At 74.0% G+C, this 4,797-nt stretch carries 6 protein-coding genes and 1 pseudogene; 6 read left to right on the plus strand and 1 reads right to left on the minus strand.

Annotation, left to right across the window (positions count from 1 at the left end; all coding sequences use genetic code 11):
- From G3I19_RS34525 to G3I19_RS34545, 5 genes are all read left to right on the plus strand, one after another.
- Window positions 1-393, plus strand: a 393-nt coding sequence (locus tag G3I19_RS34525) for a hypothetical protein (RefSeq protein ID WP_203600998.1), incomplete at its 5' end; no start/stop codon positions are given.
- Entirely contained in the window at window positions 390-1,340 is a 951-nt protein-coding gene (locus G3I19_RS34530) for a sugar kinase (protein WP_239075025.1), read from the plus strand. The genes G3I19_RS34525 and G3I19_RS34530, both read left to right, overlap by 4 nt.
- Window positions 1,341-1,400: 60 nt before the next feature.
- Window positions 1,401-2,021 (plus strand): bifunctional 4-hydroxy-2-oxoglutarate aldolase/2-dehydro-3-deoxy-phosphogluconate aldolase, encoded by a 621-nt coding sequence (locus tag G3I19_RS34535; RefSeq protein ID WP_164267650.1) that lies wholly within the window; start codon window positions 1,401-1,403, stop codon window positions 2,019-2,021.
- Between the two features lie 38 nt (window positions 2,022-2,059).
- Entirely contained in the window at window positions 2,060-2,782 is a 723-nt protein-coding gene (locus G3I19_RS34540; RefSeq protein ID WP_343235300.1) for an FCD domain-containing protein, read from the plus strand.
- 8 nt (window positions 2,783-2,790) lie between these two features.
- Window positions 2,791-3,165 carry an NAD(P)-dependent oxidoreductase gene (locus G3I19_RS34545; RefSeq protein ID WP_239075026.1) on the plus strand — a complete coding sequence of 125 codons (375 nt, stop codon included), beginning with the start codon at window positions 2,791-2,793 and terminating at the stop codon, window positions 3,163-3,165.
- A 75-nt stretch (window positions 3,166-3,240) separates the two neighbouring features.
- On the opposite strand, the gene G3I19_RS34550 is transcribed toward G3I19_RS34545, so the two are convergent.
- The gene (locus tag G3I19_RS34550) at window positions 3,241-4,476 is read right to left on the minus strand and encodes an FAD-dependent oxidoreductase (protein ID WP_164267648.1); all 1,236 of its coding nucleotides are present in this window, start codon (window positions 4,474-4,476) and stop codon (window positions 3,241-3,243) included.
- Between the two features lie 91 nt (window positions 4,477-4,567).
- Between G3I19_RS34550 and G3I19_RS34555 the strand changes: the two are divergent.
- Window positions 4,568-4,797: pseudogene (locus G3I19_RS34555) on the plus strand (hypothetical protein); the annotation flags it as partial.

Raw genomic sequence — 4,797 nt, forward strand, 5'->3', positions numbered from 1 at the left:
CTCATCGCGGCGCTCGCCGCGGGGCGGCGTCCGCTGCCGGCGCTGGTGGGCTACGCCGGGCTCCAGCTGCCCGACGCGCTGCGGCGCGGTGCGGTCGGGGTGCAGCCCGGGTGTTCCTTCACCGAGCTGTACGTCGAGCTGTGGCGGCGCTGGGATGCGGGCGACGAGAGCGGCTGCGTCGCCCTGCACACCCGGATGACCCCGTACCTCTCGTACTGGATGCAGAGCGTCGAGCTGATCGTCGCCGCGGAGAAGGAGATCTCGGTGCGCCGTGGCTGGTTCGGGTCGGCGCACTGCCGTGCCCCCGGGTACCGCCTCGACCAGGAGGAGCTGCGCATGGTCGACCGCTTCTGCGCGGAGTTCGCCGGTCTGCTGCCGGAGCTCGCGCGATGAGCGGCCCCTCCGTGCTCACCTGCGGCGAGGCGATGCTGCTGATGGTCGCCGAGCCCGGCATCCCGCTGGAGCGGGCCACCGCCTTCCGCCGCTCGGTCGCGGGCGCGGAATCCAACGTCGCGGCGGGTCTGGCCCGGCTCGGGCACCCGGTGCGCTGGCTCGGCCGGGTCGGCGACGATCCCTCGGGGCGGGCCGTGCTGGCCCAGCTGCGGGCCGACGGCATCGACACCTCGTACGCCGTGACCGACCCGGCGGCGCCCACCGGGCTGCTGCTGCGCGACAGTCACCCGGCCAGGGCGATCGATGTGCAGTACCACCGGGCGGGCTCCGCCGCTTCCCTTCTCGCGCCCGGCGCGCTCACCCCTGACGTGCTGGGCGGCGCCGCGATCGTCCATCTCACCGGCATCACCCCGATGCTCTCGGACTCCGCGCGCCTGGCCACGCTGCGGCTGTTCGAACTGGCCCGTGAGGCGGGGGCGACGGTCTCCTTCGACCCCAACGTGCGGCTGAAGCTCGGCAGTCCGCAGCGCTGGCGCGAGGTCGTCGCACCGCTCCTGGAACGGGCGGACCTGGTCCTGGCGGGCGAGGACGAGCTGGAGCTGCTCGGCGGACCCGGCCCGCAGCGGCTGCTCGCTGCCGGGGCGCGGGCCGTGGTGGTCAAGCACCGCGACAAGTCGGCCTCCTGTCGTACGGATGAGGGGAGTTGGCACCAGCCGGCCTTCCGGGTCCCGGTGACCGACCCGGTGGGCGCGGGCGACGCGTTCGCCGCGGGGTTCCTCTCCGGGGTGCTGAGTGGCGAGCCGTACGAGGTGTGTCTGCGCAGGGCGGCCGCTGTCGCGGCGCTGGTCGTGCAGTGCGCCACGGACACCGACGGGCTGCCCGACCGGGCGGGTCTTGACCGGGCGCTCGCCGCGTTCACCGGCGGCGCCGAGACCGTGCACCGCTGACGCGCCCCTCCCCCTCTCCCGCCCGTCCCTTCTCTCCAGGAGCAACACGTCATGGACCACCTGTACCGCTGGGAGACCGCCGGGGCCGTCACGGCCCAGCGCGTCTTCGGCATCGTCCGCACCCCCGGCCCCGGGGAGGCCGTGGCCGCCGCCGACGCCGTACTGGACGCCGGGCTGCACGCCGTCGAGATCGCCCTCACCACCCCGGGCGCGCTGCGTGCGGTGGCCCAGCTGACCGAGCGGCGCCCCGGGGCCCTGATCGGGGCCGGCACCGTACTCGACGGGGCCGCCGCGCGGGCCGCCGTGGAGGCCGGCGCCCGCTTCCTGGTCTCGCCCAGCCTCCACCGGGAGGTGATCCGTACCGGCCACCGCTACGGCGTACCCGTCTTCCCCGGTGTGACCACCCCGACCGAGATGGTGCGGGCTCTGGAGGAGGGCGCCGACGCGCTGAAGCTCTTCCCGGCGTCGGCCGTCCCGCCGTCCTGGCTGCGCGATGTGCGGGCCGCACTGCCCCAGGCCCCCGTCATACCCACGGGAGGTGTGACAATCGAGAACGCACCGGAGTGGATCGCGGCCGGCGCCGTCGCCTGCGGCATGGGCTCGGCGCTGACCTCGGGCGGCGCACAGGCGGCGGGCGAGCGGGTCACCGCCCTGCTGGGCCGCTTGGCGGCAGCCCGCTGACCACACCGGACCAGACACATCGGCAGACGGGGAACGACGTGGAGCTTCAGGGCCTGCACGGCCAGGTGGTCGACCGGATCGGCCAGTCGCTCGCGGCGGACGAGATCCGGGCGGGCGAGGTGCTGCGCCTGGAGGACGTACAGGAGCGGTACGGCGTCTCGCGCACCGTGGCCCGCGAGGCCGTACGGGTCCTGGAGTCGAAGCGGGTCGTCACCAGCCGTCCCCGGGTCGGCATCACCGTACGGCCGATGAACGACTGGAATCTGTACGACCCCCAGGTCATCCGCTGGCGCCTGGCGTCACCGCGCCGTGAGACACAGCTGCGCGAACTGGCCGAGCTGCGGGCCGCGGTGGAGCCGTCGGCGGCCGCGCTCGCCGCGACGGGCGCCGGTGACGAGGCCCGGCGCGCCCTGAGCGCCCATGCGCAGGCGATGGCCGGCGCGGCCCACGCGGGCGACAGCCGGGGGTTCATCGCGGCCGACGCCGCCTTCCACCGGGCGCTGCTCACCGCGTCGGGCAACGGCATGTTCGCCCAGCTCTCCGAGGTCACCGAGGAGCTCCTGGTGGCGCGGCGCGAACTGCTGCTGATGCCGGAGCAGGTGGACATGGCGTCGGTGCGCAGGCACCAGGAGGTGGCGGACGCCATCGCCGAGGGCCGCGCCGGCGACGCGGCCCGCGCGGTGAGCACGGTCGTGGAAGCCGCCCGCAGCGAGGTCGAACAGCTCCTGGAGGGCGGCTCGGCCTGCGCCTTGGGCGGCTGACTCAGCTCTTGGGCCGCACGGCCACCGGCGCCACGTCGGGCCCGTCCACCCGTGGGATGTTCGGGGCGGCCGAGTTCGCCCTGATGCGCCGGGACGCCTGGCTGGTCAATGTCGCCAGGGGCGGCCTCGTCGTCACCGCCGACCTGGTGGACGCGCTGAAGAACGGCACGATCGGCGGAGCGGCACTGGATGTGACCGCTCCCGAACCGCTGCCCGCCGGACATGACCTGTGGGAGCTGGAGAACGCCCTGATCACACCGCACTGCGCGAACCCCCGCTCCTCGTACTGGCGTGGGCTCGCGGAACGGGTCGAGGCCAACGTGGCCGCCTTCGCCGCGGGCCACCCGCCCACCGGGGCGGTCGCACCCGTCCGGGGCTCCTGACACCGGGCAGACGGCTCAGCTCGCGCGGGGCGCCGGGCAGACGGCTCAGCTCGGGCGGGGCGCCGGGCAGACGGCTCAGCTCGGGCGGGGCGCGGGGCGCCGGGCGAAGGCCGGGGCGTGCTCCGGGCGCGGGCCGAACGCGACCAGCCGGGACGGGAGTTGCCGGAACCCGGGCAGGTACCGGGTGGCCAGGACCATCGAGGAGGGCGGTCCGACGCGGCGGCCGGTGAGGACCGGGGCGAAGAACCCGTCGTGCAGCATCAGCTGCACGCGTTGCAGGATCACCGTGGGCCGCCACCGCCGCCGCTGGACCTTCGCCAGGTCGGCGGTGGTCAGGCGGCCCCGGCGCAGCGGTTCGGCGAGCAGCGTGGCCGCCGCGACCGCGTCCTGGATGGCGAGGTTGACCCCCATTCCGCCGGCCGGGGACATCGCGTGGGCGGCGTCGCCGATCAGCAGGAGGCCGTCGGTGCACCAGCGCGCAAGCCGGTTGAGCCGGACGTCGAGCAGATGGACGTCGTCCATGCCGGGCAGCTGGTCGACGCGGTCCGTGTACTGCGGGACCAGGTCGGCGATCCGCGCCCGGAAGCGGTCGATGCCTTCGGTGCGCAGACGGGCGTCGGATCCCTTCACGGTGAAGTAGGCGATCTGGAAGTAGTCGTTCCTGGTGAGACTCAGGGCGAACTCGCCGGCGCGGAACGCAGCAACCTGCCGTGGCTCCTGGGCCTGCTCCGCGGCGTACCTGGGCAGCCGGAACCACCAGGTGTCGAACGGGACCGGGAACTCCTGCGGCACCAGACCGGCGTCCTGGCGCAGCGCGGAGTGGCGGCCGTCGGCCGCGACGGTGAGGGTGGCGCGGATCTCGCCCTCCTCACCGTCCCGGGTGCGGTAGCGGACGCCGACGGTCTTGCCGCCCTCCCGGATCAGCCCGGTCGCCACCGTATTCATCCGCAGGGTGAACGACGGTTCGCGCCTGGCCTGTTGCGCCAGCAGATTGAGCAGGTCCCACTGCGGGATCATCGCGATGTAGTTGTACGGCGCGGGAAGGGCCCCGAAGTCGGTCAGCCGCATACGGCCGCCGTCCGACGTGGGCACCACCAGGTCGCTGAGCCTGCTCTGCGGCAGCGAGGCGAACTCCCGGCCCAGCCCCAGCTCGTCCATCAGCCGCACGGTGGACGCGTGGACGGTGTCACCGCGGAAGTCGCGCAGGAAGTCGCCGTGCTTCTCCAGCACGGTCACCTCGATCCCGGCCCGCCCCAGCAGCAGGCCCAGCATCATGCCGGCCGGTCCGCCCCCGGAGATGACGACGTTCATGGCACTCCCCTCCCCTCGTTCGTTCCCTGTGGAACTCTCCTATATAGAGTGTGTGGAACGGTCTCATGTGTCAAGACGTATCATGTTCCACATGCAGGAACAGGACCACGCGCAGATACGGGATCTGGTGGCCGCCGCCCTGATCGCGGCGGAGGAACGCGGCCGGGACGTCGCGGATGTCCCGCTGGCGGCGATCGCCACAGCGGCGGGCGTCTCCCGCAGCACACTGCTGCGCCGGCTGGGCGGCTCACGGGGCGCGCTGGACGAGGCCGTCCGGCGGGCGGGCGTCGACCCCGGTGGCCGTCAGCCGGTCCGCGAGCG

Origin of the sequence: Streptomyces sp. SID10853, assembly GCF_010548145.1 — a bacterium.
Lineage (GTDB): Bacteria > Actinomycetota > Actinomycetes > Streptomycetales > Streptomycetaceae > Streptomyces.

Bases quoted from the DNA above. Each gene is read 5' to 3' on its own strand.
- G3I19_RS34530 (WP_239075025.1), top strand. From the start codon at position 390: ATGAGCGGCCCCTCCGTGCTCACCTGCGGCGAGGCGATGCTGCTGATG.
- G3I19_RS34550 (WP_164267648.1), bottom strand. From the start codon at position 4,476: ATGAACGTCGTCATCTCCGGGGGCGGACCGGCCGGCATGATGCTGGGC.